Source organism: Iodidimonas muriae, assembly GCF_014647255.1.
GTDB classification, from domain to species: Bacteria; Pseudomonadota; Alphaproteobacteria; order Sphingomonadales; family Rhodothalassiaceae; genus Iodidimonas; species Iodidimonas muriae.
In genome coordinates this window covers 537,744-560,831 of sequence record NZ_BMOV01000001.1, presented here as the reverse complement: position 1 = coordinate 560,831, position 23,088 = coordinate 537,744, and the positions used below count along the sequence as shown (strand labels likewise).

The following is a 23,088-nucleotide window of genomic DNA, read 5'->3' as shown; positions in this document are numbered from 1 at the left end:
TTTTGTGTTTTAAATCAGCCAGTTATGGGCTTATATGGCGGATTTCGTCAGAATCCCGGCCAACCCTCAAGAAGGGCTTTGGCCGTGGTGCTCTTGCCGCCGCCCCTTAAGCCTAAAATGAGTCGGCACTCTGCATCCCGTGTCATGCCGCCGTGTCTCCATCTGCGCTATTGGCGGCGGCATTGTCGTTCGCGGCCCTCTTGGCCTCGATGTCGTCACGGATAAGCGCTCGTTCCATGATCAGCGTTCCGGCCACCATTTTCACCAGTTCCACAACGTCTCCCCATTGTTTGTCTGCATCTCCGATCTTGGCCATCCAGACCAGATATTTACGGGTTGCCGGTAGGCCATTGAGGCGCTCGAATAGCTGATCCAGACCGGCCGCCGTCAGGTCGCCATATTGTCTCAAATCAAGGCTATTGAGCGGATAGCCTGTGGTCATTTCATGCGCGAATGATCCGCCCCTCAGCCCGGCAACAACCAGCAGCCTAAATCCCTTTTTCGCCAACGCCGTTTTCGCGTCCTCTGGATCTGGATCATCCTCGCCGTCCGTGTCCATGACGATAGGCCCGGTGTCCAGCCCGTCCCAATCAGGCTCCGGCGAGCCCGGCGCAATAACCTCGCCTTCAAGCGCCTCCTCCGGCTGCTCGTTTTCTGGCGGCAATTCGCTCTCGAAGGCTTCCGCGTCTCGTGCTTCTTCCTGTTTCTTGTTCTTCCTGAATGGCATTTTCTGTGACCTCGGTCTCTGTTTCGGTTTCGGTTGTTGTGTCTTGCTCACGGGCGGCGCGGCTCGCCTCGCGTGTCAGCGTCGCCCAGTCCACCGGGCAAGCGCCGCACCGAACCGTGACGCGGCGAGTTTTGCTGTTGATCCGCGCTAACGCATCTGCACCACACGCCGGGCATTCCATTGTCCATGATGTGCTCACCCCCGCCCCTCCATTCGATCCCGAAGCGCGGAAATTTCGGCTTCATAGGCCCGCATTACCGCGACGGCTTGTCGAAGGGCCTTCTTTGCCAGTGGCGCGGCTTGAAACGGGCTGCTCGCCCCCTCAAGTGCGGCCACGCTGGCGGTAAAATCTCGCAGTGCTTCATGCATTCGCTGTTTCTCCTTGAAGTTTTAGGTATATCTTTCGGCCCATCACGGCGGACATCTCGATCTCGACCAGCCCTAGAAAGTGTCGGCGGATATAGTCAGCCTTGAAGCCGTCTGGATCGACGATAAGCGCGGCCTCATCACCTGCCACGCCAAGAAAAGGGATTTCAGAAAACCACCGCCGCCACGCATCTGGCCCGATCTGCTGGCTGATCCGCTCGGCTGTGGCCTGCCATAACGCTCGGTCCTGATCGGTCACGCTCGGATGGACCGTGAAACTTGGCTCGATTTTAACCGGATTGGCACTATCCGCGCCTGCTCGCCGCGTCCGCCCGGATGCCCTGCGGAACCATCCGCGAGCTAACCCGATTGCCTGCTTTTCGCTTTGGCATTCCATGCCATGCGCCGCCAAATGGTCCACCCAAGCGCTAAACGTGGCATCAAATGTCAAATCTGGCCGGTGCTCATCTGCCCACGCTCTCATGCCCTCGCGAATGGCCTCTGGATCAAAAAAATTCGGCCCCCCGGCGTCAGCCGGGTTAACAGGGCCGCCCTTTTGTTCTTCGGGCGCGCCCGCGCCCGCGCCTTTTTTTTCTTTTAAGGGGTTTTTAAGGGGTGGGGCGCATGTGGTGCGCCCCTTTGTGTCGTCAGGTGCGCCCATGCACGTGGTGCGCCCATGCACGTGGTGCGCCCCTAGCCCGTGCAATATGTCCAGATTTATGCGCCACTCATTCGCTCGCGCACCCTTCGCACCTCGACCACCCGCTTCAACCAAAGCAAGCAAGCCCATATCTTCAAAATCACGTAGTGTCTGTTGGACAAATCGCCGGGATGCACCGCAATCGTTGACGATTGATCCGATTGATGGACGGCAGGACGTTCCATCATCGTTGGCACAATCGGCCAGCTTCAGCAGTACAAGCTTTTTCATGGCTGGCAACTGCGCGCGCCAAGCTGGCGATATCAGGTGAGCGCTCATTACAATCTCCGTTACAGTCAACTGTAATAAGCTATATTGTTAGAATGATTGTCAACCCGACAGTTCATTGCCAGTTCATATGGAAAACCAATATTTTGCCTTAAGGCGATTTTAAGCTATTATAACCGACTAACGGCCAGCAATGAGAGGCTTCAAAATGGATATCAATGCGTATTTAGATCAGGCAAAAGTGCATCAAGGCTTAAGTTCTGATAACCAACTTTCAAAGCGGATTGGAATTAGCCAAGCCACTATCTCCCAGATGCGTACAGGTCGGTCATGGCCGGGTGACGCCACCATGGTCCGCATTGCGGAACTGGCTGGCATTGATGCACGTGAGGCCCTGCTAGATCTGTCTATGTGGCGTTGCCGCGACACCGCAAGCCGGTCTGTCTATCAGGCTCTTATGAAAGACCTTAAACGCTCCCTTCGTGGTCCGGCGACGGCGGCAGGGATAGCGGCTATCTCATTGACAGCCTTAAGCAATCCGACAGCGACAGGCAGTCTTAATGTGGAGCACCAAAAAGCTGATATGGTTTATATTATGTAAAATTATTTGCCTGGATTATAAGGCTGAACGTGATCTGTGCGCACCCTTGGCAACACAGCCCCAATGCCCCCAAAAGCTTCATAGATTCACAACAGCCTCGCAGCGACCACAGGCCACCATTCTCTCAGCAGTTGCTGGCCGGTGCATCATTGGTGACAGTGTCCATCGCTCCGAATCTTGGGCGGAAGCTGGCGCTGGAGCGCAAAGTCTGGGGATCAAAAAAACCAAAGAAAATCCACGGTTCATAATTGAACGAGGCTTCAGCCACGATGGCCATGTCCCCATCGAGTAAATCCAAATTTCCTGGCAAGGTAACATTCCGCGCCCCTTGCGTGCCGATCTGGCTTCTAACGCTTAATTCGCCGCCAGCGCAGCGCTGCCAGTTCACCACATTTCCATTTCCACTGGTCCCGATGACGCCGCTGACGATCACCCGGCCATCGGTGCCTACATCAAAGGGTTTCGATACATGCTCGATGGCACCGAAAACATCATTGATTTCACTTTCGCTGATCCCTTGATCTGCCTGCGAAATCATATCTGCCATTGAAGCCGCCAAGGCCGACACCTTTTGATTTGCCAGCATGAAACGCCCCAATTCAAAAGCCCCGGCCAATAAAAGCAGCAAAATGGGCAGCACCAGCGCCGTTTCCACAAGGATCGAGCCGCTCCGTTGCGCCCAGAGCCACCGAAAGCGAATCGTCAAAGGCTGCATTAACTGCATATGGTTGGCGCTCCTGCGGCATTATTTTGTTGAACGAGACTGAACGGTTCATTTCGCACCGCTGTGGATGCACTCAGCCGAACAGATCCGTTTTGAGAGCCGGTGAACCAAGCAAATGCGGGCGTTAAAAGCCGAAGATTGACATTGGCGGTGTACACCACGATCGCCCCCGCACCACCAAGGCCGGCCATCCCCATATCCGAATCCCATTGACCATTTTGATTGATGTCGGAGAAGCACTCACCCAAATCGTAGCTATCATTGGAGTTTTCGTCGGCAAACGGTTCCGGCTCACCAATATCGCCAAAGCTGTCATAGGTTTGGGTCTCGATTTCCACGGGCCCGTCAAGGGAAAACTTTTCCATCAATTCTATAACCCGCCCGCGAACATAGTCTTCACGGGAGCTGCTATCCGGCGCGAACCCTGTCACCCCCCGGCGCGAGGCTTCCCGGACCGATCCTTCAAGCGTGGCATTGGCAAAAGCGATATGCCCCATTTCAACAATTCCCATGGTCAAACCGATAACGATGGGAAAGGCCAAGGCAAATTCGACTATGGCCGCCCCATTACGATCCTTGATCCAGCGATCGACAAGCCCTCGACAAAAGCATTTGACGCCCGGCATATGCATCATTGTCATATCCAAAATCCCAAGCCCCATATTTCAGTAAATAAGACCCAACAGTTCCACAAAGTCTCTAATATTGTCTTTCTGAATGCTTAAATTTCTTATAAATTCTGATGTTCCTCTTAACGTAGTTTTTAAGAACTGCTGTCAGGGTCACTCTGGGATATTGGCTTAACCTGGAGCGTGATCGTGGCATTGTGGAAAAATATAGGCGGCCTTTTCAAGCAACGCTTCTTGAACACAAGCAGTCTGACGGGGCTTTTACGGCAAAAACCGGACCGAGACCCTTTTGTCAAAAACAAATCCGGGTCCATGCTCACTTGGGTTGCGGTATCGCTGATCCCCCTGGTTGTTTCCGTTGGGGGAGCCACCGATATTGCCCGGGGCTTTGTGCTTCGTTCGCAATTAAGCACAGCACTTGATGCGGCTGCTTTGGCAGGCGGACGGGCCTTTAATCTGCCGACACGTGATGCGGATGTTCAGGCCTATTTCGACGCCAATCTGCCGCAAGGATTGATGGGCGCCGAGATCGGTGAACTTATAATCGAACCGATCCGGATACAAGGCGAGCCGGAACGCTTGCGTGTTTCCGCCTCAGCCTCCCTCCCCACCTTGTTCATGAAACTTGTAGGCATTGACGAGTTTGAAGTGGCCACCAGCTCTGAAGTGACCCGCGAGAATCTTGGCCTTCAGCTTACCATGGTGCTGGATGTTACCGGCTCCATGAATAGTAGTGGGAAAATTGGTGCTCTGCGCCGGGCCAGTCGGGATTTGGTGGATATCTTGTTTGGCGTGGAAACATTAAGCTCGAAACTGTCCATTGCCATTGTACCCTATGCGCAAGCCGTAAATGTAGGGGATCTGGGTGATGATTTTATCGACTGGTCGTATCTTCCCGAAGACTTGCGTACCCATACCGATTGGCGGCGGCGCTGGGGTGGATGTGTACAAGCCCGCTCTACCCCCGGAATTTTAAGCACTGACAAAACCGTTCTGGAAGCCGATGCTTATGATTCCAATCTGGCTCCGGTAGAGGTTGGCGGGAAGTGGAAGCCTTATATCTATCCTCATTGGGATACGGGACGTAATCCGCCAGGTTGGGAGCAAAATAGATATCGGCAACTGCCTTTTGGACCGGATATGGATCCAAGCAATCCCGGCTTCAAAGCTCCTGCTAACATCCCTTATGTAGATGATGACGATGCTTATCGTGATGGTAAAGGAACGGACGGGGATCCACTTAGCTTACCCAATGGAACATCAAGTGGCCCCAATAAAGACTGCCCATCCCGCGTTCTTCCATTTACCGGCACACGGTCTACGCTTGAAAATTATATCGATACGCAATTGACGACAAAACGCTACACAATTGGCAATCAGGGCCTGATATGGGGCTGGCGGATGTTGGACCCCGACCCGCCCTTCCCCAATGCTGTGCCCTATAACGACCCGGAAACCATCAAAGCCCTGATCATGATGACCGATGGAACCAACGAAATAGGCTCAGGTGCTTATACGGCCTATGGCCGTTTATCCGAAAGACGGCTGGGCACCACAAGTCGCAACACGGCCGTTCGCGAATTTGATAAACGTATGGAAAAAATCTGCCACGCCATGAAAGCAGGCGGTAAAAATGGCCGGGATCGTATTGAAGTTTATACGGTTATCTTAGGCACTGTCGCTACAAGCACGAATAGCAATTCCACACGCTTGCGCGGCATTTACCGAGACTGCGCTTCCCGCCCGGCCAATGCCTTTTTGGCGCCCAGCAATGCGGAATTGCAGTCGGCCTTCCGTACGATCGGCAATGATTTGGCCAATCTGCATCTCAGCCGATAAGCAATGATGTTTGAAACAGCTACGGGCGGAGCGTCAGGCGCTCCCCCGTAATTTCAAAGCCACCCAAACGATTAAGAAACGACATGCCCAACAAGGACATGTGCAAATCCCCTTCCGTTACGCTGGCGCGCACATTTTCGATGTGAATATGATCGCCGATAGAGATTTGGGGCAGAATAACCGGTGCGCCCATCACCACCCCATTGGCCGTATAATACCGTTCAAAAAACTGTTCCCGGCGCGGATTGATGCCCAGCTTTTGCGCATCCTTTGGCGATAGCACCACATTGCTTGCCCCGGTATCGACCAAAAAGGTGATTTCTCTGCCTGAAATATCGGCACGCACCAGAAAATGGCCGTTCCGATCACGCTCGAACACCATGGCATCGCCAGCACTATAACCGCGCTCGCTTGTGGCGACCCCCGCCACCCGATCCGCAACCATGCCGATCTCATGGCGAAACGCATAGGCCACCGCCAATACCAAAACAATTCCCGACCAGATGGCCACATTGCGGAAAAAATCCCGATAATGCAGGCGCAGGGAAAGGACAATCAGACCGCCGATGGTCACCAGAGTTGCAACAGCCAACACCTCACCGGTGCTATTGATCGACACGCCGGGAAAAAGCCAGCGCAGCGCAAACAGCAAAAATGCGATACCAAACAGCCAAAAAGCCAATTGCAACGTCATCTTGCCCTTACGAGGCTTGCTGCGCCCACCTGACAGGTGGCGGCTTTTGGGAAGGTGCTCTTGTCTCCATGGATCACTGGGCATCATCAAGATGTAGGAAAGTCTTCACGGCTTTGAAAGCCCAAAGCGATGGCGAAAAAAGAGGCAGGCACCAATATGCCCCACCAAAAATGCACCACCATTTCTATAGTCATTTGTTTTATATATATTTTCTGAAAGATATGTGTTTTTAGACAATATCCAGAACAAATCCGTCATAAGCGGGCTCGACCCCATCAGGCAGGGCATTTCGCAGCTGCGCATAATCCATGTCATTGCTCAAATGGGTGAGAATAGCGCGTTCGGGCTTGATCTGTTCGATCCAGCCAAGAGTTTTGTCCAAATGCGAATGTGTGCGGTGCGGTCTATGGCGCAAGGCATCAACGATCCAGACTTTCACCCCTGCCAACACCTCGAAACTTTCCGGCGGAAACGCATTCACATCGGTGGAATAGGCAATATCCCCAAAGCGAAACCCTAAAGAATAGATCGGCCCGTGTTCCTGCCAGAAAGGAATAGCGGTGATGTCGCCAATGGTTACCGGACCTGTGATTTCATGGCCGCTGCAAATGGATGGATAGCCGTGGCGGGATTTGAAAATATAATCAAAGCGATGACGCAGCCTTTTTAGCGTCTCGGTCGGAGCATAGACAGGGATTTCCGATTTGCGCTCCATATAATAGCCGCGCAAATCATCTATGCCATGGGTATGGTCTGCATGGTCATGGGTGATCAGAACCCCATCCAGATGCTGAACACCCGCCGCCAGTAATTGCGTTCGCATATCAGGGCCGCAATCCACCAGCAGCGTCGTCTCGCCTTGCTCGACCAATATGGAGGCGCGGCTTCGGCGGTTTTTCGGATTTTCAGGGTCGCATGTCCCCCAATCATTGGGCAATCGTGGAACACCGGTAGAGGTGCCGCAGCCAAGGATGGTGATGCGCATGGCTTAAACGCCCCCTCCCCCTTGCGGACGCTCTGCCTTGGAAAACAAACGGAAAAAATTATCGGTGGTTTGTGTGGCCAGCCGGTCAAAATCAACCTCGCGCAAATCGGCTACGAACCGCGCTGTTTTCTCCACAAATGCAGGCTCGCAGGTTTTGCCGCGATAAGGCACAGGGGCAAGGAACGGCGAATCCGTTTCCACCAGCAACCGGTCATCGGGGACCAGTTTTGCCGTCTCTTGAAGATCCGTTGCCTTTTTGAAGGTCACAATGCCCGATAGGGAAATATAAAATCCCAGATCCACCATCTGCTTCATAAAGGGCTGGCTGCCGGTAAAACAATGGATCACCGCTTTAAAGGGGCCTTTTTCAAGCTCCTGCGTCATGATCTCATAGGTATCGGCTTCCGCATCGCGGGTATGCACAATCAGCGGCAATCCGGTTTCACGCGCCGCAGCGATATGTTCCAGAAAACTGATCTTTTGTAGATCCCGTGGGGCGTTATCATAAAAATAATCAAGCCCGGTTTCGCCAATCCCGACGATCTTGGGATGTTGCGTCCGCTCGATCAGGCTTTGCGCGCCTATACCGGTTTCATTCTCTGCTTCATGGGGATGGATGCCCACGGTGCCAAACACATCGGGGAAGCGTTCTACCAGCGCCGTGATTTCTTCATATTCCCGCAACTTGGTGTTGATGCTGAGAAACGTACCAACGCCCGCCCGCCGCGCACGCTCAACCACGGCATCAACATCGTGCTTCAACCCCTCGTAATTCAAGTGACAATGGCTATCTACAAGCATCACATTGCCTCTTTTTCACTCAAGCGTGGGAACACCCCCGAAGGGCTGGGCAAGGGCATGCCCGATTTCAGCCGGCCCTGTTCTCCCAATTGATCAAAACCGCGATCCCGAGAGTCTATGCCAAGCTGATCCAGCAGTTTTTCCATGCTGTCCGGCATCACCGCTTGCGCCAAAATCGCCAGATTCCGCACCGCTTCGGCGGCGACATAAAGGACGGTCGCCATCCGGTCAGGATCGGTTTTCTTCAATGCCCAAGGCTGTTCAGCAGCCACATAACCATTGGCACGGGAAATCTGCCGCCAGATGGCCTCAAGCGCTTGATGAATGGCTTGATCGTCCAGATGCACCCGCACCTCATTCAGAACGGCGTTGATATCGCTCAACAACATCACATCCTGATCGGCAAGCACCGCGGGTGTTGGCACCTTCCCATCGCAGTTTTTGGCGATCATCGACAAGCAGCGCTGCGCCAGATTGCCAAAGTCATTGGCAAGGTCCGCATTGCAACGATTAATGAACCCTTCGCGGGAAAAATCGCCATCATTGCCGAATGGCACTTCCCGCATCAGGAAATAGCGCACAGCATCCAGCCCGAAATCTTCAACTAGGGCAAATGGATCGATCACATTGCCCACGGATTTGGAAATTTTCTGGCCTTCATTGGTCCACCAGCCATGGGCAAACACCCGTTTTGGCGGCTCCAGCCCAGCGGCCATCATGAATGCCGGCCAGTAAACCGCATGAAAGCGCAAAATATCTTTGCCCACCATATGCACATCGGCGGGCCAGAAGCGTTGATAATCGGCGCTTTCCGTATCGGGAAATCCCAAGGCGGTGATATAATTGGTCAGGGCATCGATCCACACATACATGATGTGATCGGGATCATCCGGCACCGGAACTCCCCAATTAAAGCTTGTGCGTGAAATAGACAAATCCCGAAGGCCGCCTTTCACAAAGCTCACCACTTCATTCATACGGCTTTTGGGCAGCACGAAATGCGGATTGTCTTCATAGAATTGCAACAACGGCTCTTGCCATTCGGACAAGCGAAAGAAATAGCTTGGTTCTTCAAGCCATTCCACCGGCGCTCCGCTTGGCGCACATTTTTGCCCATCGGGGCCATCAACCAGTTCGGATTCCGCATAAAACGCTTCATCGCGCACCGAATACCAACCGCTATAAGCGCCTTTATAGATATGGCCATTGGCCTTGATGCGCTGCCAGAGGGCTTGTGCCGACTGGATATGCCGGCTTTCCGTTGTGCGGATGAACTGGTCATTGGAAAAATGCATGCTGGCGGCAAGTTCGCGGAACCGCCCTGATACCCGATCGCAAAAGCTCTGGGGGTCCACCCCTGCAGCGGCGGCGGATTTCTCCACTTTCTGGCCATGTTCATCGGTTCCGGTCAGGAACATCACATCATAGCCATCCAGCCGTTTAAACCGCGCCAGCACATCGCAGGCCAGTGTTGTATAAGCATGGCCGATATGCGGGACGTCATTCACATAATAAATCGGCGTGGTGATATAATAACTTTTGCGCTCCGGCATGGCGGACCCTTGTCTCGATCCGAATGGATGTTACGCAGAGAATCGCCCTTGCGCAGCATCATCCAGCATCATCAGAAGAGAAATCAAAACTTGTTTGCGATCCAGATGCACCGCATCCGCTCGCATAATCAGGCGGCCCATCTTTTCCCACAGCTCTACCCAACGATCAAGGCCAAGTGCAGAGATAAAGCGTTGCCTTATGGCCGCCTCTCCTTCAACGATTTCCAAAGCCGTTTCCCCAATGCCCGCCGCGCGCACCATTGTTTCGACCCACATCAAAAGCAAAGCCGTTACGGTTTTATAATCGGCATCTGCAGATTTCAGGGCAAAACGGCCTGCAAATTTATAGGCATCGGGGATGGAAATCCCCGGCATGGTTTTCAGCAAGGCCACCAGATCACGATAATGGACAAGACCTTTTCCCTGAGCAAGGCTTACGGCCCGCCCCGGCGCTCCCTGAGCCAGGCGGGCCAATGCCAAAGAGTCTGACGGGTCCATATCCGGAAAGGCTTTTTGCAACACAGCCTCGACCCCCGTATCGGGCAAAGGCTGCAGCGCCACCTTGCGGCACCGCGACCGGATTGTGGGCAAAAGCCGACCCGGTGCATGGGCCACAAGCAACAGCAATCCCTTTTCGGGTGGTTCTTCAAGTATCTTCAATAAGGCATTGGCAGCATTACGATTAAGTTCATCCGCGCTATCGACGATACACACCCGCCACCCGTCTTCGGAAGCGGTTCTACCAAACAAGGCCTGCACCTTGCGCACATCATCCACAAGGATATCGCCGCGCCATTGCTTTTTGCGCTCATCCCAGCCGCGCTCTATGCACATGAGATTGCCGTGCCCGCCTTTGGCAATGCGTTGAAACAGCGGATCTTCTGCCGCCATTTCAAGGGATTGGGCTGGTTCCTGGCTTTCTTTGATTGGCTCGTCATCGCCAAACAAGGACGGGCCCATGGCCTGTTGCTGCGCCTGCCCCGTCTGTTTTTGGCTTTCGCGCAAAAGATAACGGGCAATGCGCCACGCCAATGTGGCCTTTCCCACGCCTTTGGGGCCGGTAATAAGCCACGCATGATGCATCCGCCTTGAGGCGAAGGCGTCAAGAAAGGCGCGCTCCGCCTGTTCATGGCCCACCAGATGTTCAGTAAGGCGTGGGTCCAAAGGGTCGAGGTCCGGAACGGCGGTGTGTCGAGGAGCCATTATCGTGTGCTCACCAATGTCTGTATATGGGGCCAGATCGCTTGCGCCACCTGCTCCTCGGTTCCACTGGCATCGATTAAACGGCAGCGCTCATGATGGGTTCGCGCAAGGGCAACAAAGGCATCGCGCAAGCGGGCATGAAAGGCATCGCCCATGCGCTCATAGCGATCCTCATCCCCCAAACGGCGATTGGCGCGGGCCAGTCCTTGTGTACTGGGAAGATCCAGCACAAGGGTAAGATCCGGCATCAAATCCCCAAGAGCAATGCGGTGCAGTTCATCCACCACCGGCCCGCCAATGCCTTGCAAGATCCCTTGATAAACGCGGGTGCTGTCCACATACCGGTCGGTGACCACCACAGCGCCACGATCAAGGGCGGGACGCACGGATTTTGCCACATGCTCCACACGCGCAGCCACATGCAAAAGGGTTTCGCTCATGGGATGCCAACGGCCCGGCTCCCCCGTTACCAGTAAGCGGCGAATATCTTCCGCCCCCGGTGCGCCGCCCGGCTCACGGGTGAGAATGACCTCATGCCCCAATGCACGCAAACGATCCGCAAGGATTCGGCTTTGTGTAGATTTTCCAACCCCCTCGCCGCCCTCAAGCGAAATGAACAAGCCATGGGCATGGGTCATGTGAACATCGTCCAGTGGGCCATAATCATAAAGGCGGCCATTATTGCCCCGCAGACCCAAAGAGAAGATAGCTCAATGCGGCCCCGATTTTACCAAAGCCGCCAATTTGCGCCACATCTGCTCCGGCGACCACGGGAATACGGCGATCTTCCAAGCCGGGTGCCGTGATCACGATGCTGGCCACGGGTTGTCCTTTTACAATGGGCGCAGGGATGGGCGCATCATAGCTCAGGGTCATTTTCAGTCCGGTCCGGTCACGCCGCGACAGGGTCAGCTTCAACGGGGATTCCACCACCAGCGGCACTTTTCCCTGAGAACCAAGCCATACATCCGCTTCACCGATCACATCATTGCCCTTGAACAGGCCATAGGTATCAAACGCCCGAAACCCATATTCCAGCAAGGATTGGCTTTCCCGCGCCCGGGCCGACATGCTGTCCAGCCCCGCCACCACCACGATCAGGCGGCGGCCATCACGAATAGCAGACCCTGTAAGGCCATAACCGGCCGCTTCGGTATGGCCGGTCTTCAAACCATCGGCCCCATCCATCCGATATAAAAGCGGATTGCGGTTCGATTGGGTGATGGGCTTTCCATTCCGGAAATCTGTTCCATGGGTAAAACTTTTCTCGGAATAAAAGCTGTAAAGCTCCGGAAAGTTCCGAACTGTCTGTTCCGCCAACACAGCCAGATCATGGGCCGTGGTATATTGATCCGGTGCCGGCCACCCCGAAGCATTCTGGAATTTGGAATTGTCCATCCCCAGTTCAGCGGCCTTTTCCGTCATCCAAAGAGCAAAGGCATCTTCGGTGCCCGACATCATTTCGGCCAAAACGGTGCAGGCATCATTCCCCGAAGATACGATGATTCCGTGCAGCAATTGGGAAACGCTCACCTCTTCCCCGGCACTTAGAAACATCAAAGAGCCTTCACTGCCGGCCCAACGCCGCCACGCCTCGTCGCTCACCCTTGTAGTATCGTCCAGCGACAATGCGCCTTCCCTGATCTGTTCAAACGCCAGATAAACCGTCATCATTTTTGCCATAGATGCGGGCGGGAACGGCGCATTGGCCTCTTTCTCAAACAGGATATCGCCGGTTTCCACTTCCAGCAAAACGGCATGGCGCGCCGCCGTATCGATCCCCTGCGCTGCAACTGTCAGCGGAAGAAGCAAAAGAACAAAGGCAGCAAGTCGTTTTATAACAATCATTTGAAAGCGCTTTTTCATGTTGGACGTTACAAAGACATTCCGGCGAAAGAGTTTCTGTTTCAGCCAAGCCGGTCTGTGAAGATGCGGGCCCCATAAAAACCGCGCTTGAACACGCGGTCAAGCATCTGTCTGGCATCCCGTTCGGATTTAAAAGGCCCTATACGCACACGGTAAACCACTCCTTCATGGGTGTCAGCCGTTTCAATGGAAATCTTACCGATACCGGAAAGCTGCTGGCGCAGTTTTCGGGCATTGTTCACATCGGAAAAAGAGCCAATCTGTACAAAAAGCGGGCCAAGGACCTGTTCATTGCTGGCAATCTGGCGCGGTTGAACGGTGGGCGCGTTCCTTGCATCGGCAATGCTGCCATCACTGCGCACCAATTGCACGCGCACCTTTGCGGTTCCTTGCTTTTCAAATCCCAAAAGCTGGGCCGCCCGGCGCGACAGATCCAGAATACGCCCCCGTGCAAAGGGGCCTCTATCATTGATGCGCACGGTAATGGCACGCCCATTGTCCAGATTTGTCACGCGGACATGGCTTGGCAAAGGCAAGGTGGGATGGGCCGCACTCACCTTGTTCATATCGAATACCTCGCCATTGGCCGTGGGGCGCCCATGAAATTTGGGTCCGTACCAAGAGGCCGTCCCCACTTCATCATAATCATGGTCATGGGCGGGATAGTACCAGATCCCCGCCACCTGATAGGGTTTGCCTACTTTTTGGGCGCCAGTCGGCGACGGCGGGCTGGAGGGAGCATAGACCCGCGGACCACCCCCACATGCCGCCACAGCAAGCGCCAGTATCAAGGGCGTTGCCAGCTTTGAAACACGAATCACTCCCCCACCCCGCATAGCTTATTCAGCGCTTTTTAAGGCATCGGCAAGATGACCAACAGCCATAGCATATAGATTTGAGCAATTATAACTCAAGATCGCTCGATAGTTCTTATAGGTGAGATAAGCGCGTCCTTCTGTACTACCCGGTTGTACCATCGATGCAGCAAAAGGAGCTTTGGGAAGCGCTTCGCCATTAAGGCGGCGCACACCCAGCTTCTGCCAGTCGGCCAGATCCAGAGATTTGCTGTGCGCCTTCAAGGCCCGGCCACAGGATTTCGGTGGCGTTGTTTGCGCCAGATCCCCTTCGGTGGGTGACATACCGGCAGGGATAAGAACCGCCCGTCCCCATGTCATGTCTCCGCGCCATCCATGGGACGCAAGATAATGGGCGATAGAGGCAAAAACATCGGCCTCGGTGGTCCAGATATCACGCCGTCCATCCCCATCGAAATCCTGCGCATAGGCATTGAAACTGGTGGGCATGAACTGGCTTTGCCCCATGGCTCCGGCCCATGACCCCATCATATCGGCGGCGGCGATATGGCCTTCATCAATGATCGTCAAGGCCGCAAAAAGCTGCTTTCTGAAAAATGCAGCCCGCCTTTGATCATAGGCAAGGGTCGCCAAGGATTGCACCACATTCATGCCGCCGGTATAGGCGCCATAATTGGTTTCAAGCCCCCAAATCGCAGCGATGAAGCGCGGTTGGACGCCATATTTTTCAGCCACCTTACGCAAACTGTCACGGTGCTTTGCCATCATTTCACGACCGCGTTTGATGCGGATATCCGAGACGCGCTTTTCCAGATATTGCTCGAAGGTCTGGGTGAATTCCGGCTGTTTGCGGTCCAGTTCCACCACCCGTTCATTGGGATGAATATCGCTCAACGCTGCATCAATGGTCGCCTGGGAAATGCCGCGCTCACGCGCTTCAAGGCGAACGCCTTCCAACCATTTGGCAAATACCGGGACGGACGGCTTTTCGGCCATGGCTTCTGTCTCGGATTGCGCCCATGCGCCAAGATTTGCGGAAGCGAACACCAAAAATGCGGCGATGCTGGCAAAAATTCTCATATTGGGGCTTTCCTCTCTTATCATTTTACGCCATATGGCGTGGCGATCTTCGTTCCTGCGCAATGGATGCGGCGCTTTTACGGCAGTGTCCACATTGCATAGGGGGATCGCAAGCCTTGTTGGCATTTCCCGACAAGTCTTGGCTCGGAAACATAATGTTGGTCTTGGCAAGTCCACAACATTGGGTTAGTCAGGGCGTCTTGCGGATGGGTGGCAGAGTGGTTGAATGCACCGGTCTTGAAAACCGGCAAGGGTGCAAGCCCTTCGTGGGTTCGAATCCCACCCCGTCCGCCATATTTTCAATAATATCAATAAGTTATGGAAATATCAAAGCACCTTCCCATTAATTTACCCATAAATACGCTTCGCTTCACGTTGGAAAAATTTTATCCCAATTCCATCGAGACGTTGTCCCGTTCGCGGCATAAAGATATTCCAAGCTTTGCTTGGTTCTTTCAGGCTTCAATTTTTGATATGTGAGCATAGGTATGGATGAGAACAATAGGTCTATAAAGGCAACCGATATCGGATCGCGAACGTCAAAGACTTCAAAGCCTAATGTGATAGGCTTCAAGAAACGCTTTGGACATTTTAAGGATATACTCACCTCTGCACGGAAGGCACCAATTATGTCTTCCGTTCTGGCTCTTTCTATCTTCATGCTCGGTATGGTCGGAGAAGAAGTCTGGACCTATCAATTTGATAAATTCAAACCTGAAAGCTGGAAAACAGAAACTGAAATTGCTGCCGATGCACTTTCAGTAAAAACAAATGAGATTGCAGGAACAATCTCCGACATCGAAGATATGATTAAAAAAATAAGCAATGGCGACCAGTTATCGTCCGAAGAGCTGCAAACCAAGATGTCTGAACTCCTTGAAGGAATTGACGGACTGAAACCTCAACTCGACAAAGTTGAAAATCTAAGACGGGACTTTTTCACTGCGACAGCACGGGAAAAATATCAGCAAATCGATCAATTAAGTTACTCAAAAATATCGGACTTTAACCTTCTGATGAACCAAGGGGCGACTGTTTGTAAAGAAAGATATTCTGTCGGTCTGAGTACGACTAGTGGTACGAGTCAGACTGATACGACACCTTACATTACCTTCAGGTCCCCGGAAGGCAAAGAGGTCCATGTTGTTAATATGCGCGTGGGAGACGGACTTCGACTGGAAGACGGTGATCGAATTTTTTCGATAACCTACAACAATTACGAACTAGTAGATGACTTTGGAGTTTACGGAATAAATGTGAACTGCCCATCGTAGAGTTCAGATTCGCGTGATGAAACTAACCTACTATCGCTGGGGACGTGCTCCTTTGAAAAGTCCGGTGTGTAGCTCCCTTTGGTGTGAATAGCCCTTAGATTCGTAGACGCTTTCTTCCCTAAATTTGAGGCAAGGAGGCCATCATGGGCAAGACCAATTTCAGCGACGATTTCAAGCGTGACGCGGTGCTTCAGATCACCGAACGGGGCTATCCGGTTCCGGAGGTTTCGCAGCGCCTGGGGGTAAGCCCTTATTCTCTCTACGCGTGGAAGAAGAAGTTCTCGGAGCCGTCTGGCGGCGGCGACAAGGACGGCGAGATCAGGCGATTGAAGCGCGAACTGACCAGGGTGACCGAGGAACGCGACACCCTAAAAAAGCCACCGCGTATTTCGCCATGGATGCAAAGTGAGATACGCGTTCATTGCCGAGCATCGACCCGTGTTCTCGGTGCGTGCGATGTGTCGCTGCCTGCGCATCCACCCGAGCGGCTTTTACGCCTGGCTCAAAGATCCGCAGAGCCAGCGGGCCCGGAAAGATGTCCGCAAGACCGAATTTATCCGGCAGGCACGGAAGAACAGCGGGAAGGTTTGTGGATATCGCCAACTGCATGATGACCTGCTGGATCAAGGGGAGACATGCTGCCCGAACCGGGTTGCGCGTCTTGCCCGGATGGCCGGCATCAAAGCCCGGATCGGCTACAAGCGCATCTCGAAAAAGAAAATGAATTACTGCGCCGCGAGGGTGAACTGACGGAAGCCGTCGATGTTATGCGGGAGATGTTCGAGGCGGTCGAATCTGGTGAGATGAAAATTGTAAACGGCAAACTGCACATACCCCGCTGGCCGGATATTGTCTCCCGCATTCAAAGAGATGAGCGCGACAGAGTGTCAACGCCCATCCGCAAGCTAATCGCGCTTCGTCTGTCTCGTTGTGCGACTGTCGAAACGGGTACATAACAGCGACGGGCCGGAGGTGGATGAAGACCCAAGGTTTGGTGAGTAGTCGGGCATAAAACTTGTGTGGTGGGCATTCGGGGCCGATTGTGCACCATTGCTGCATGCGCGCAACCTCGAGCAATATGATCCAAATTCGACGTTCTCGTAGAGGCTACAACCAAACATGTTCATCGACAAAAATTAACTGGCAATCGCATCTCGATTTCGCGCGATGGGATGGTGGTTAAGCTATCAACTGCTCTATGACACCCTTTAAATCGTCAGCCATGGCTTGATCCAATCCTGAGGGCACGCATTTTCCAAAACTCGTTTCGCTTTGGTGCCCTTCAGCTTCAGCTTGCTTCCGTATCTTCGTGCAGAGGGTCTTTCCCAAAACAACATGCTGTTGTCCATCTTTCGAATATTCCTGAACAACTTGTTCATCATTGAACGCCCCGATTGCACCTTTTTTACATTCAGCAATCTTATTTCGGATATCATTGCGCTTGGTGTTGCGAGTGGTAACATCAGCGTATTCTTGCTGCGCCGATGTGACCGCCGCGTCAATAAGTTGTTTTGCGGCCTGAACACCTATTCCGAAATGCGCAGCTACTGCCCCGGCATTTGCCCAATACGCTTCCACATCACTGTATTTTGTCAGCCAAACGCCAATGCCAACGTCTAAATACGGTTTCGAAAAAGCTTCCGCTTCTTCAGGCATCATAAAGTCCCGATCGCGGTGGATTGCCACTTTCATACCCTTGCCAAATAATACCTGTAGTGAAGCGCACCCTTTTGGATCAAGTAGCTTTCCTGAACCGTGCAATGGCCACAGTGCAACGTTGCGTTCCAAGTCGGGCCATTGCGACAGCAGAGAGCGCAACATATTGATCTTGGTGTCTTCAGTAAGCAGCAGCACGCGTTTGTCGAGCAAGCCCCATCCCATAAGCTGACGCCCAGAAGTATCTCCGTCGGGTTGGACTGCACCATCCTTCATCCAAATGACGCGCACGTCATTTGGCAAGGCACGCACAACGGACGGGCTATGTGTTGTCAAGATAACCTGCGTTCCGAAATCTTTGGCTGCCTTTGCCAAAACTCCAATCAACCGTTCCTGTGCGGTTGGGTGCAAATGCGCATCTGGCTCATCAACCAAGAGCAAAACCGGGCGGAAATATATCAGATAGGCAAATATTTGGATGACCTGCAGAAAACCGATCCCAGCGAGTTCTAATGGCTTGATCCTGTTCGGATCTGCGTCGGCCATGACCTCGGTTTGAAAAGAAGCTTGGATTGTCTGGTGTTTGTCTTCAATGAAGTCGACTTTCAGGGTGACCTGTCCCATAACTTCGGACACAAACCGCTGCAACATATCCAAGCCCGTTTCTTGTTGTCCGTAAGAATTAATGCCTTTCAGCAGAAGAAGAACATTTCGCAAGACAGTGTTTGCATCGCCCGCCGCCGCCTGACGGTGGACGATTAGTTTGGTTCGCTTTTCCTCAACGGACGCAATGCCAGCAAGTCCAGGGATGTAGGAACTGAATTCCTTGGACTGATCGCGTAAGGACTGCACAAATGGGTTGTTTGAAGGAACATGGACGCTCAAGCCTTCATTGCGAGCAGATTTGATCCACATGGAAGCAGCCAGGGCGTCTTCATTTGCGTCCGCTGGGGTTGCTTTTATTTCGACCTCCATCTGAGGAGAGCCTTTGAAGTTTCCGTATTCCGCACCGTGGCCCGCATTTCGGTATTCCGGTGATGGCATGTATGTAGCGTTCTTCTCAGAAAGAGTTGCGCCGTCAGATTTTCTGAAGTTACCGTTCTTTACTGCATTTGTGCCAACCGCCAAATTTCTGCCTGATTGAAACATCCAATGAAGCGCCTGCAAAACTGAACTTTTGCCTGACCCGTTTGCACCAACGATGACCGTCATCCGTGCGAGCTTGATGGTCGTCTCTTTAATTGCCTTGAAGTTTCTGATTGTGACTTCGTTCAGTTGCATTCGGCCCCTCCACTCTACCTTATACGGCATACAGAATTGGTAGCCCCTACGAGAGGCTTAAAACAACTCTTGCTCGTGAATGTCAGCTAATCTGTTTGCATGCGCAGCGTTCCAACTACAACTCCGGTGTCGGCTTCGGGCCGCTCACGTCGCTCGACACCATATGCGGCAATCTTCCCTTGCGCCCGGCAGGTCGGTCCCATTATGCTCTGTGGGTGATACACAAGACTAAACCAAGCCCACTTTCCGACCAAAAATAAACGTTATATTTCAGCTAGTTACGCGATAAATGCTCCGTTCCCTACCTCCGGAGCCAAAATCTCTTAATATTTTTAGTGATTTACGAGCTAGCCCCCGCATGGGGGCTTTCGTCATTTTGGCAGAACTCATCACGGAATCATCACCGTGGGCACGATTCAACGTGGCGCGACATTTCACGGGCAAAGATGCCCTGCTCGGGTGGTTTTACTGCTGGGCAGACAATTTTCGTTTGATATTCTGGTCTTTTGTCTAAATCCTGAGAATCCGACCCCGTGGAGCAGTATGCAGAAAACCGTATGTCAGAAGTGATGAAAGCCCTCAGAAACAGCACCGATGCGTTGGAGAACGACCTCGCCCGGGTCTACGATCATTGGCAGGAGGTCAATCGTAGCCAAGGCCAGCGGGCGGGCCTCGGGTATGAACCCCGGGACATCAACAAATCGGGTGTGGTCTCGGTCATTTCGCGCCGTGTCCTTAACGCCTCCACCGGGTTCGAGGAGGTTGACCCGGATCTGAGCTATGAAGCCTTGGTCATCAAATACCCGGAGGAGTTCACCCCGGTCGTGATCGACGCCGCGCAAGAACGGTTGAATCTTGGCGCGAGCAAGGTGCAGGAGTTTCGGCGACAAGACATTCAATTCTTCGTCAAATCCAGCGCAATCGACCTATTTGGGGAATCCAGCGTTCGACCCTCAGCCGGACGCTGGGTTGATCGGGACGCAATTCTGCCCGAGTTTCACAAAGAGAATAAAATATGCCGACGCAATCCTGAACAAGGGCTTCACGGGCCTTGTGTGGCTGCACGAGTTGGAGAAGGACGGTGAGCGCTGGCGGGGTTTGGCGGCCGTGGAGACGTTCTTCAAATCCCTGAAGGCCGAGCTGATCTGGCGGCACGCATGGGCGACGCGGAGAGAAACCGAGGCCGCGCTATTCCAATATATCAACGGCTTCTACAATCCGCGCCGTCGGCATTCAGCATTGGGCTGGAAAAGCCCCTTGGCTTTCGAAAGAAAGGCCGCTTAAATGAGCCTCAGGGTCGGAACAAAAGCGTGACAGGTCCATTATGAACGTCAATAACCGGAGAAGGCGACAGTCGACACTTGGCAATATCAGCCCCATGGCGTACGAAAAACGAGCCGCTTAGAGAGCACAGTCGTGTCCACTTTATTAACAAGTCCAAAGGGATCAACGACAAACCCCGATCGCGCAATTACGTGACGGCGCGGTGGTTTATACTTCACAAGCTCCGGCAAAGCTCACTTGCTGATCTGATAAACGTCCCGAGATCTTCTGTTCCTTGAGTATCCGGATGGTCTGTTCCTCGCCGAACTACGTTTTCATATATCTGTCTCTTATGGGACAGACTCTGCTTTTAGTCACCGAAATTATAGGGTGTAGGTCATGTAGCTACGTGGCAATCGATTGGTTTTCACAGACGAGCCAAACGGCCCTGATTGGTTCCAACTTCAACAACGTCGATCATGGCGTTTGATGCCGGATGCCTGATAAATATTTTTTACGACTGCGTCGTTAAAGTTTCACACCCGATGCTAGAGGGCTAGCGACCGGGTGTTCTTCTTTCTTTTCAATGACATGCAAAATTGGGAGCATGAAAAAAAGCTGCTATCATTTGGCTAACTGTTGATACTCTTGGGTTTTCTGGTGATTGGTGGCAGCGTAGATAGCGCGTTGCTCCCACCAACTTCGGCACCGTTACAGTTCCAGTTCGAAGTCTATGGTCTTCTCAACAACTCTTTCCAGTTCGTATTCGGGCTCGTGTTTATGTTCTTGTTTCTCGTGCTCAAGGGATGGCGCTTGATCCGGGACCGGTGCAATTTCCTGTTCCTGTGCTTTGTGGACTTCCCAGGAAAAGTTAAAGATCATAGAAGTTTATAATCCTGAATGGGCTTTGCCAATATATAGAGTAGGCAGCATATTATCCATTCCTTGAAATTGTTCAATGTTCGGTACGCACTGTCTTGGTGTCCACTATCGTAATTGCAGCTATCGTCATCTTCTGGTTCATGGACCTAAAGTTTTGCAGTGTCGAACTTTATAATGTTCATGGCTTTGCCGGAAATGGTCCGGCAATGCTTATCCCAGGCGTCCATTAGCTTGCGGCGTTTTTCCAGCAAGTTGCTTCTGAAATAAGCGGCCTCGGTCTTATCCTTGAGTTGGTGCGCGAGGGCCGCTTCGATAACTTCTCTGGGGAATGCCGTTGTTTCACCTGCCCAGTCACGGAAGCTGGAACGGAAACCGTGAGCGGTAATGTCCGTTTTGTCCAGGCGGCGTAGTAATTGCGTGAACGCCATGTCTGAAAGAGGCCGGTCTTTTTTGGTGCCGGGGAATATCAGATCGCTTTCGCGATATTTCTCCATAGTTTTGAGAATCTCGATTGCCTGAGAACACAATGGGACAATGTGTTCCTTTCCGGCCTTCATCCGGTCGGCAGGAATGGTCCAGGTCTTTTTCTCAAGGTCGATCTCATTCCAGATGGCGAGCCGTACTTCACCGCTGCGGGCTGCCGTTAGAATAAGGAAGCGTAGGCCAAGAGCACTTGTGCCATCGGCAGATGCCAGTTCTTGCATCAGCTCATATATGTCCTGATAAGGCAGTGCCTTGTGATGCTGTACGCGTTTTAATTTGGTGGGGGCTGGCAGTAGATGGTCCAGATGCCCTTTCCAGCGCGCCGGATTTTCTCCTTGCCGCAATTCTTGTACGGTCGCCCAATCCAGAATTCTCTCGATACGACCACGCACGCGCGTTGCGGTTTCTGTCTTTGTCGTCCAGATAGGATCGAGAACCTTTTTGACGAGATGCGTGTTGATGTCCTTCACCGACAGTTTGCCGATGATCGGATACACATAAGAGGAAAGTGTATTTTCCCACTGCTGGCGATGCTTCGGGTTCTTCCAGGCAGATGAATGGGTCTTCAAATAGTCGTTCGCGCAGTCTTCGAACGATTGGCTCTTCCGGTTTTCCGCCATAAGGGCACTTCGAGCGGACTTTCTATGTTCGATGGGGTCAATTCCGTCATGCACCAATTGTCTGCATTCCCGGGCCTTATCTCTAACCTCGGAAAGTGAGAAATCCCGTAACGACCCCAGACCCATGTCCCGGACTTTCCGATTCATCATGAAACGGTAAATCCAGCTTTTTGCGCCAGACTTGCTCACCTGCAGGTAAAGGCCGCCCCCGTCTGAATAGAGACCGGCTTTCGATTCAGATGCTGCTTTTCTCGCAGAGAGTTTGTGAATAGGTCGCACTATATATACCCATAAATCTACCCATTAATATGGGCCAGATTACTGTGGATCAGTATGAATGTCGATAAACATTAAAAATTAATAAGCCATTGAAAATAATTAATAATATAGATATTTATGGACAAATATGGATGTTGAAAATGCAGACACCCCGTCCGCCAATTATCTTATCTTCTTCAATGAATAACCATCAAGCAGCCCACATCATATCGGCAGGGGTGAAACTGGATGTCTTTAAAAAAGTAAATGGCCTGTTTGGCGATTGTTTTCGGCCTCATAGGGTGCGTTCTTGGTACCCTCTCGCTAATTCATTAAAATAGCCAGAAACCAAATATTCTCTACGTTTGGCATCGCCCTTCCTCAAAAAGTGGTGTCCACCATCTTGTTGGGGTGACCGACCAAACGGAAGCCTTCCTCGTTCCAAAAAGAGCGATAATTTCTATACAGAGTGTCTTTCCAGACCGCATCATAGTGCTGTCGGAAATTCTTGGGTGCTATCCGCCCTATCTGTGATTAAAACAGGGAACATCGGCAAAGCT

21 protein-coding genes, 1 tRNA gene and 3 pseudogenes are annotated in these 23,088 nt (G+C 52.6%); 8 read left to right on the top strand and 17 right to left on the bottom strand.

Annotated elements, in window-relative coordinates:
* Positions 1–142 precede the first annotated feature (142 nt).
* The 3 genes from IEX96_RS02420 to IEX96_RS02410 form a co-directional block, all read right to left on the bottom strand.
* On the bottom strand, positions 143–778 hold the full coding sequence (locus tag IEX96_RS02420; RefSeq protein ID WP_150005951.1) for a hypothetical protein: 636 nt from the start codon (positions 776–778) through the stop codon (positions 143–145).
* A gap of 144 nt (positions 779–922) precedes the next feature.
* Complete coding sequence (locus tag IEX96_RS02415) at positions 923–1,096, bottom strand: hypothetical protein (RefSeq protein WP_188873414.1); 174 nt, start codon at positions 1,094–1,096, stop codon at positions 923–925.
* A complete protein-coding gene (locus IEX96_RS02410) occupies positions 1,089–2,072 on the bottom strand; it encodes a helix-turn-helix domain-containing protein (RefSeq protein WP_188873413.1) in 984 nt (327 codons plus the stop codon). Before IEX96_RS02410 ends, IEX96_RS02415 begins: the two co-directional genes overlap by 8 nt.
* 157 nt (positions 2,073–2,229) lie before the next feature.
* Here IEX96_RS02410 and IEX96_RS02405 point away from each other — a divergent pair, with 157 nt between their 5' ends.
* A complete protein-coding gene (locus IEX96_RS02405; protein WP_188873412.1) occupies positions 2,230–2,622 on the top strand; it encodes a helix-turn-helix domain-containing protein in 393 nt (130 codons plus the stop codon).
* A 124-nt stretch (positions 2,623–2,746) separates the two neighbouring features.
* Here the strand turns inward: IEX96_RS02405 and IEX96_RS02400 are convergent, their stop codons facing one another.
* Together IEX96_RS02400 and IEX96_RS02395 are read right to left on the bottom strand one after the other, a co-directional pair.
* A complete protein-coding gene (locus tag IEX96_RS02400) occupies positions 2,747–3,346 on the bottom strand; it encodes a TadE/TadG family type IV pilus assembly protein (RefSeq protein WP_150005948.1) in 600 nt (199 codons plus the stop codon).
* Positions 3,337–3,987, bottom strand: a complete 651-nt coding sequence (locus tag IEX96_RS02395) for a TadE/TadG family type IV pilus assembly protein (protein ID WP_188873411.1) — start codon at positions 3,985–3,987, stop codon at positions 3,337–3,339. The genes IEX96_RS02400 and IEX96_RS02395 overlap by 10 nt, the downstream gene beginning before the upstream one ends.
* Positions 3,988–4,209: 222 nt before the next feature.
* Here IEX96_RS02395 and IEX96_RS02390 point away from each other — a divergent pair, with 222 nt between their 5' ends.
* The gene (locus tag IEX96_RS02390; protein WP_150005946.1) at positions 4,210–5,814 is read left to right on the top strand and encodes a pilus assembly protein TadG-related protein; all 1,605 of its coding nucleotides are present in this window, start codon (positions 4,210–4,212) and stop codon (positions 5,812–5,814) included.
* A 19-nt stretch (positions 5,815–5,833) separates the two neighbouring features.
* On the opposite strand, the gene IEX96_RS02385 is transcribed toward IEX96_RS02390, so the two are convergent.
* The 9 genes from IEX96_RS02385 to IEX96_RS02345 form a co-directional block, all read right to left on the bottom strand.
* A complete protein-coding gene (locus tag IEX96_RS02385; protein WP_188873410.1) occupies positions 5,834–6,508 on the bottom strand; it encodes a retropepsin-like aspartic protease family protein in 675 nt (224 codons plus the stop codon).
* Positions 6,509–6,737: 229 nt separating this feature from the next.
* Entirely contained in the window at positions 6,738–7,493 is a 756-nt protein-coding gene (locus IEX96_RS02380; protein ID WP_150005943.1) for an MBL fold metallo-hydrolase, read from the bottom strand.
* 3 nt (positions 7,494–7,496) lie between these two features.
* The gene (locus tag IEX96_RS02375) at positions 7,497–8,294 is read right to left on the bottom strand and encodes a TatD family hydrolase (RefSeq protein WP_150005957.1); all 798 of its coding nucleotides are present in this window, start codon (positions 8,292–8,294) and stop codon (positions 7,497–7,499) included.
* Positions 8,294–9,847, bottom strand: coding sequence for a methionine--tRNA ligase (metG, locus tag IEX96_RS02370; RefSeq protein WP_188873409.1), 1,554 nt, complete (start codon positions 9,845–9,847; stop codon positions 8,294–8,296). Before metG ends, IEX96_RS02375 begins: the two co-directional genes overlap by 1 nt.
* A gap of 30 nt (positions 9,848–9,877) precedes the next feature.
* Positions 9,878–11,050 carry a DNA polymerase III subunit delta' gene (locus IEX96_RS02365; protein WP_150005942.1) on the bottom strand — a complete coding sequence of 391 codons (1,173 nt, stop codon included), beginning with the start codon at positions 11,048–11,050 and terminating at the stop codon, positions 9,878–9,880.
* The gene (gene tmk / locus IEX96_RS02360) at positions 11,050–11,688 is read right to left on the bottom strand and encodes a dTMP kinase (RefSeq protein WP_150005941.1); all 639 of its coding nucleotides are present in this window, start codon (positions 11,686–11,688) and stop codon (positions 11,050–11,052) included. Before tmk ends, IEX96_RS02365 begins: the two co-directional genes overlap by 1 nt.
* A gap of 40 nt (positions 11,689–11,728) precedes the next feature.
* Positions 11,729–12,898 carry a D-alanyl-D-alanine carboxypeptidase family protein gene (locus IEX96_RS02355; protein WP_229773474.1) on the bottom strand — a complete coding sequence of 390 codons (1,170 nt, stop codon included), beginning with the start codon at positions 12,896–12,898 and terminating at the stop codon, positions 11,729–11,731.
* A gap of 59 nt (positions 12,899–12,957) precedes the next feature.
* Entirely contained in the window at positions 12,958–13,737 is a 780-nt protein-coding gene (locus IEX96_RS02350) for a septal ring lytic transglycosylase RlpA family protein (protein WP_150005940.1), read from the bottom strand.
* An 18-nt stretch (positions 13,738–13,755) separates the two neighbouring features.
* The gene (locus IEX96_RS02345) at positions 13,756–14,811 is read right to left on the bottom strand and encodes a lytic murein transglycosylase (protein WP_188873408.1); all 1,056 of its coding nucleotides are present in this window, start codon (positions 14,809–14,811) and stop codon (positions 13,756–13,758) included.
* A 204-nt stretch (positions 14,812–15,015) separates the two neighbouring features.
* Here IEX96_RS02345 and IEX96_RS02340 point away from each other — a divergent pair.
* From IEX96_RS02340 to IEX96_RS02325, 4 genes and pseudogenes are all read left to right on the top strand, one after another.
* Positions 15,016–15,105, top strand: a tRNA-Ser gene (locus IEX96_RS02340).
* Between the two features lie 335 nt (positions 15,106–15,440).
* Entirely contained in the window at positions 15,441–16,085 is a 645-nt protein-coding gene (locus IEX96_RS02335; protein WP_150005938.1) for a hypothetical protein, read from the top strand.
* 143 nt (positions 16,086–16,228) lie between these two features.
* A pseudogene (locus IEX96_RS02330) lies at positions 16,229–16,790 on the top strand (transposase); the annotation flags it as partial.
* Positions 16,721–17,041 carry a hypothetical protein gene (locus IEX96_RS02325; protein WP_188873434.1) on the top strand — a complete coding sequence of 107 codons (321 nt, stop codon included), beginning with the start codon at positions 16,721–16,723 and terminating at the stop codon, positions 17,039–17,041. The pseudogene IEX96_RS02330 and the gene IEX96_RS02325, both read left to right, overlap by 70 nt.
* A 223-nt stretch (positions 17,042–17,264) precedes the next feature.
* Here IEX96_RS02325 and IEX96_RS02320 read toward each other — a convergent pair whose 3' ends face one another.
* A complete protein-coding gene (locus tag IEX96_RS02320; RefSeq protein WP_188873407.1) occupies positions 17,265–19,022 on the bottom strand; it encodes an ATP-dependent nuclease in 1,758 nt (585 codons plus the stop codon).
* Between the two features lie 533 nt (positions 19,023–19,555).
* Between IEX96_RS02320 and IEX96_RS02315 the strand changes: the two genes are divergently transcribed.
* Together IEX96_RS02315 and IEX96_RS02310 are read left to right on the top strand one after the other, a co-directional pair.
* Entirely contained in the window at positions 19,556–20,107 is a 552-nt protein-coding gene (locus tag IEX96_RS02315; RefSeq protein WP_150005936.1) for a hypothetical protein, read from the top strand.
* Positions 20,108–20,123: 16 nt separating this feature from the next.
* Positions 20,124–20,306 (top strand): annotated as a pseudogene (locus IEX96_RS02310) (IS3 family transposase); the annotation flags it as partial.
* Between the two features lie 1,007 nt (positions 20,307–21,313).
* Here IEX96_RS02310 and IEX96_RS02305 read toward each other — a convergent pair.
* Positions 21,314–22,270, bottom strand: a complete 957-nt coding sequence (locus IEX96_RS02305) for a tyrosine-type recombinase/integrase (RefSeq protein WP_229773473.1) — start codon at positions 22,268–22,270, stop codon at positions 21,314–21,316.
* A 27-nt stretch (positions 22,271–22,297) separates the two neighbouring features.
* Positions 22,298–22,549, bottom strand: a pseudogene (locus IEX96_RS14270) (Arm DNA-binding domain-containing protein); the annotation flags it as partial.
* Between the last annotated feature and the right edge of the window lie 539 nt (positions 22,550–23,088).

What these genes read in the sequence shown, in the direction of transcription:
- IEX96_RS02395 (WP_188873411.1), bottom strand. Translation starts at nt 3,987, where the DNA reads ATGACAATGATGCATATGCCGGGCGTCAAATGCTTTTGTCGAGGGCTT.
- IEX96_RS02380 (WP_150005943.1), bottom strand. Translation starts at nt 7,493, where the DNA reads ATGCGCATCACCATCCTTGGCTGCGGCACCTCTACCGGTGTTCCACGA.
- metG (WP_188873409.1), bottom strand. Translation starts at nt 9,847, where the DNA reads ATGCCGGAGCGCAAAAGTTATTATATCACCACGCCGATTTATTATGTG.
- IEX96_RS02345 (WP_188873408.1), bottom strand. Translation starts at nt 14,811, where the DNA reads ATGAGAATTTTTGCCAGCATCGCCGCATTTTTGGTGTTCGCTTCCGCA.
- tmk (WP_150005941.1), bottom strand. Translation starts at nt 11,688, where the DNA reads ATGACCCATGCCCATGGCTTGTTCATTTCGCTTGAGGGCGGCGAGGGG.
- IEX96_RS02355 (WP_229773474.1), bottom strand. Translation starts at nt 12,898, where the DNA reads ATGATTGTTATAAAACGACTTGCTGCCTTTGTTCTTTTGCTTCTTCCG.
- IEX96_RS02305 (WP_229773473.1), bottom strand. Translation starts at nt 22,270, where the DNA reads ATGGCGGAAAACCGGAAGAGCCAATCGTTCGAAGACTGCGCGAACGAC.
- IEX96_RS02375 (WP_150005957.1), bottom strand. Translation starts at nt 8,294, where the DNA reads ATGCTTGTAGATAGCCATTGTCACTTGAATTACGAGGGGTTGAAGCAC.
- IEX96_RS02405 (WP_188873412.1), top strand. Translation starts at nt 2,230, where the DNA reads ATGGATATCAATGCGTATTTAGATCAGGCAAAAGTGCATCAAGGCTTA.
- IEX96_RS02415 (WP_188873414.1), bottom strand. Translation starts at nt 1,096, where the DNA reads ATGCATGAAGCACTGCGAGATTTTACCGCCAGCGTGGCCGCACTTGAG.
- IEX96_RS02325 (WP_188873434.1), top strand. Translation starts at nt 16,721, where the DNA reads ATGCTGCCCGAACCGGGTTGCGCGTCTTGCCCGGATGGCCGGCATCAA.
- IEX96_RS02410 (WP_188873413.1), bottom strand. Translation starts at nt 2,072, where the DNA reads ATGAGCGCTCACCTGATATCGCCAGCTTGGCGCGCGCAGTTGCCAGCC.
- IEX96_RS02400 (WP_150005948.1), bottom strand. Translation starts at nt 3,346, where the DNA reads ATGCAGTTAATGCAGCCTTTGACGATTCGCTTTCGGTGGCTCTGGGCG.
- IEX96_RS02365 (WP_150005942.1), bottom strand. Translation starts at nt 11,050, where the DNA reads ATGGCTCCTCGACACACCGCCGTTCCGGACCTCGACCCTTTGGACCCA.
- IEX96_RS02320 (WP_188873407.1), bottom strand. Translation starts at nt 19,022, where the DNA reads ATGCAACTGAACGAAGTCACAATCAGAAACTTCAAGGCAATTAAAGAG.
- IEX96_RS02385 (WP_188873410.1), bottom strand. Translation starts at nt 6,508, where the DNA reads ATGACGTTGCAATTGGCTTTTTGGCTGTTTGGTATCGCATTTTTGCTG.
- IEX96_RS02335 (WP_150005938.1), top strand. Translation starts at nt 15,441, where the DNA reads ATGTCTTCCGTTCTGGCTCTTTCTATCTTCATGCTCGGTATGGTCGGA.